The 3,433-nt window shown below is 56.7% G+C and carries 4 protein-coding genes; 2 read left to right on the forward strand and 2 right to left on the reverse strand.

The window, feature by feature from the left end; genetic code table 11:
• Nucleotides 1–842: putrescine ABC transporter permease PotH (gene potH, locus RTK32_RS05150; protein ID WP_312042414.1), on the forward strand; the 842-nt coding region annotated here is incomplete at its 5' end.
• Nucleotides 839–1,684, forward strand: a complete 846-nt coding sequence (gene potI / locus RTK32_RS05155; protein WP_312042415.1) for a putrescine ABC transporter permease PotI — start codon at nt 839–841, stop codon at nt 1,682–1,684. The genes potH and potI, both read left to right, overlap by 4 nt.
• A gap of 40 nt (nt 1,685–1,724) precedes the next feature.
• On the opposite strand, the gene RTK32_RS05160 is transcribed toward potI, so the two are convergent.
• Together RTK32_RS05160 and RTK32_RS05165 are read right to left on the reverse strand one after the other, a co-directional pair.
• A complete protein-coding gene (locus tag RTK32_RS05160) occupies nt 1,725–2,828 on the reverse strand; it encodes a M20 peptidase aminoacylase family protein (protein ID WP_312042416.1) in 1,104 nt (367 codons plus the stop codon).
• A gap of 13 nt (nt 2,829–2,841) precedes the next feature.
• Complete coding sequence (locus tag RTK32_RS05165) at nt 2,842–3,315, reverse strand: YjiG family protein (RefSeq protein ID WP_312042417.1); 474 nt, start codon at nt 3,313–3,315, stop codon at nt 2,842–2,844.
• Nucleotides 3,316–3,433 lie beyond the last annotated feature (118 nt).

Consider the following 3,433-nt stretch of genomic DNA (forward strand, 5'->3'; position numbering starts at 1 on the left):
TCTGGCTGGTGCTGCTGTTCCTGTTGCCGTTTCTGATTGTGCTGAAAATCAGCTTTGCCGATATTGCGCGGGCCATCCCGCCTTATACGGACCTGGTCAGCTGGGCAGATGGCCAGCTGACGGCGGTAATTAATTTTGGCAATTATCTGACGCTGACGGACGATCCGCTTTATATCGATGCCTATCTGCATTCGCTGCAGGTGGCGGCTATTTCTACCGTAGCCTGTTTGGTTATCGGCTATCCGCTGGCGTGGGCCGTGGCGTACAGTTCGCCTTCCACCCGCAATATTTTGCTGCTGCTGGTGATACTGCCTTCCTGGACCTCTTTTCTGGTACGCGTTTATGCCTGGATGGGCATTCTTAACGACAATGGCGTCCTGAACCGTTTTCTGATGTGGAGCGGTATTACCGATCATCCGGTAGCGATCCTTTATACCAATCTGGCGGTCTATATCGGTATCGTCTACTGCTATCTGCCTTTTATGGTGCTGCCCATCTACACCGCGCTTACCCGTATCGACTACTCGCTGGTGGAGGCCTCGCTGGATTTAGGCGCTCGGCCACTCAAAACGTTCTTTAGCGTCATTGTACCGCTGACCAAAGGCGGAATTATCGCCGGTTCCATGCTGGTTTTCATTCCGGCGGTGGGCGAATACGTGATCCCGGAACTGCTCGGCGGCCCGGACAGCATCATGATTGGCCGCGTGCTGTGGCAGGAATTCTTTAATAATCGTGACTGGCCGGTTGCCTCAGCGCTGGCCGTGATCATCCTGTTGATCCTGATCCTGCCTATCATCTGGTTTCATAAACATCAGAACAAAGAGCTGGGGGAAAAAGCATGAGTGCTCTGCCGACCGTGCGCTCTCCATGGCGTATTGCAATCCTGATAGTCTGCTTTTTCTTCCTGTACGCACCGATGGTGCTGCTGGTGATTTATTCCTTTAACGCCTCTCAGCTGGCCGCATGGGAAAGCTTTTCGCTGCACTGGTACCAGGTGTTGTTCCATGACGATGCCATGATTAGCGCGGTCACGCTGAGCCTGACCATCGCCGCACTGTCGGCAACGGCAGCGGTAATTTTGGGCACGATGGCGGCAGTCGCGATTGTTCGCTTTGGCCGGTTTAAGGGATCGACCGGCTTTGCCTTTATGCTTACCGCGCCGTTGGTAATGCCGGATGTGATCACCGGGCTATCGCTGCTGCTGCTGTTCGTGGCAATGGGCAATACCTTTGGCTGGCCTGGCGACCGCGGGATGCTGACCATTTGGCTGGCGCACGTTACCTTCTGTACGGCCTATGTGTCAGTAGTGATCAACGCCCGACTGCGAGAGCTGGATCGTTCTATTGAGGAAGCAGCGATGGATCTGGGCGCCACGCCGCTGAAGGTCTTTTTCGTGATTACCGTGCCGATGATTGCGCCTGCGCTTGTCACCGGCTGGCTGCTGGCCTTTACGCTGTCGCTGGACGATTTGGTGATTGCCAGCTTCGTTACCGGGCCGGGTGCGACTACGTTGCCGATGCAAATTTTCGCTACCGTACGGCGCGGGGTCAACCCAGAGATCAACGCGCTGGCTTCGCTGATCCTGTTTGTGGTGGGCATTGTCGGCTTTATCGCCTGGCGTTTTATGGCGCACGAAGAAAAGCAGCGCATCCGGGATACGCAGCGCGCGCGGAAGGGGCACTAAATAAGCAGGCCGGTCAGGAATGGCCGGCCTGCTGACCCAACTAGCCCAAAATGCGGGTGACACAGGCCTTAAAGATGTTCACGCCGACCGGCAGCGCATTCAGATCAAAACGCATATCGGGGTGGTGCAAACCTGGCGTCAGGCCGGTGCCCAGTCCCCAGAAACCGGCTTTGATGGCCGGACGCTGCACGGCATAGTGGAAGAAATCTTCACTCCCTGGCGTTGAGCGTACCGGCATCAGCGCTGCTTCGCCCAGTACCTCCCTGATGGCTTCTGCCACCAGCGAGGTCATCTCCTGATTGATTTCAGCAGCAGGCATCGCTTTCAGTACCTCAATTTTCGCGGTAGCACCGTAGGCTGCTGCACTGTGCGTTATCGCTCTTTCTACCCGGCTCTGCAGCTGCGTCATGTCTTCGTTTTCCGCTGCGCGCAGGTCAAACACTACGCGGGCCGTATCGGGTATGGAGTTGGTGACGCCCGCATCGCATAAAAAGCGCGTCGCCTTGGCGCTCCAGCTTTTCCCTGGCGCCATATGCACGGCATTGACGGCCTGCACGGCGTTCACGGCGGCATCCAGCGCGTTTACCCCCAAGTGCGGTCGTGCAGCATGGGCAGTTTGGCCGCCGATCGTGGCTTCAAGGGTGACGCATGCAGAGTAATACATGGCCGGAATAGCCGTGCCGACGGCGCACTCTTCTGCCGGACGAAGATGAAAGCCCAGCAGCATATCCACGTCATCAACCGCGCCGCCTGCCACCATAGCCAGCGCCCCGGTCCCTAACTCTTCCGCCGGTTGAAAAATCAGCTTCAGGCGGCCTCGTTTAACCGCGTTTTCCGCTTTTAATTCCTGTGCGGCGGTCAGCACCACGGAAGAATGGGCATCGTGCCCGCAGGTATGGCGCGCGCAGGGTTTGCCATCGATGATATGCCCAAGCGCATCCATATCGGCGCGTAATGCCAGCGTTGGGCCTGGCTCACCGCTGTCGAGCAGGGCCACGATACCGGTTGTGCCGTTAACGTTTTCCGTCACCTGAAAACCGGCGGCTTTCAGCTGCAGGCTCAGATAAGCAGAGGTTTTTACTTCCTCAAAGCCCAGTTCCGGGATGTCATGCAAAAGGGTGTAATGCTCTAAAACTTTCAGCACGATAGGCTCTCCATTAAGCGATTAAGCGCATCACCAGCATGGCGATAACGGCGTTCAGGATGCTGGTCAGCATCAGCAACGGCCAGTGCTTTTTCGGCACGTCGGTCACGCCCAGCAGGCGACCCATATATTGCAGCTGCGATCCCATCAGAAAAATGGCCGGCGCCAGTACGGTAATATCGCCACCGGTCAGCACGCCTTTGGCCAGCAGGCTTACCGCCACGCCGGTTCCGGCTGACGATGAAAGCCACGCGGTGAGCAGCACGGTTACCGCTTCGCCCGGGAGGCCAAACAGGCCCATTACCGGCGCAAAAACGTTGCCTGTAAGGGCCATCACGCCCAGCCGGTTAAGCATCTCGGCAATCACGTAAGCCATAATGACGTTAGGCATTAAATGATGAATGGCGATATGAAACCCTTTGCGCGCGCCGACGACAAACACATCAAAAGGGTTATGAGAAAGCGTAACGGGGGGATTATTTTTCATATTGGAAGTCCTGCTTATAGACGGTCGCCAGCACCAGACGCACCACGGCCGCGCCGACAAATTTCAAACCAAAGCGGGCGGGGATTGTACCATTGCGCCTTCAGCGCTGCTGAAAAAA

The sequence above is a fragment of the Erwinia sp. genome (assembly GCF_031978025.1).
GTDB lineage: Bacteria > Pseudomonadota > Gammaproteobacteria > Enterobacterales > Enterobacteriaceae > Erwinia.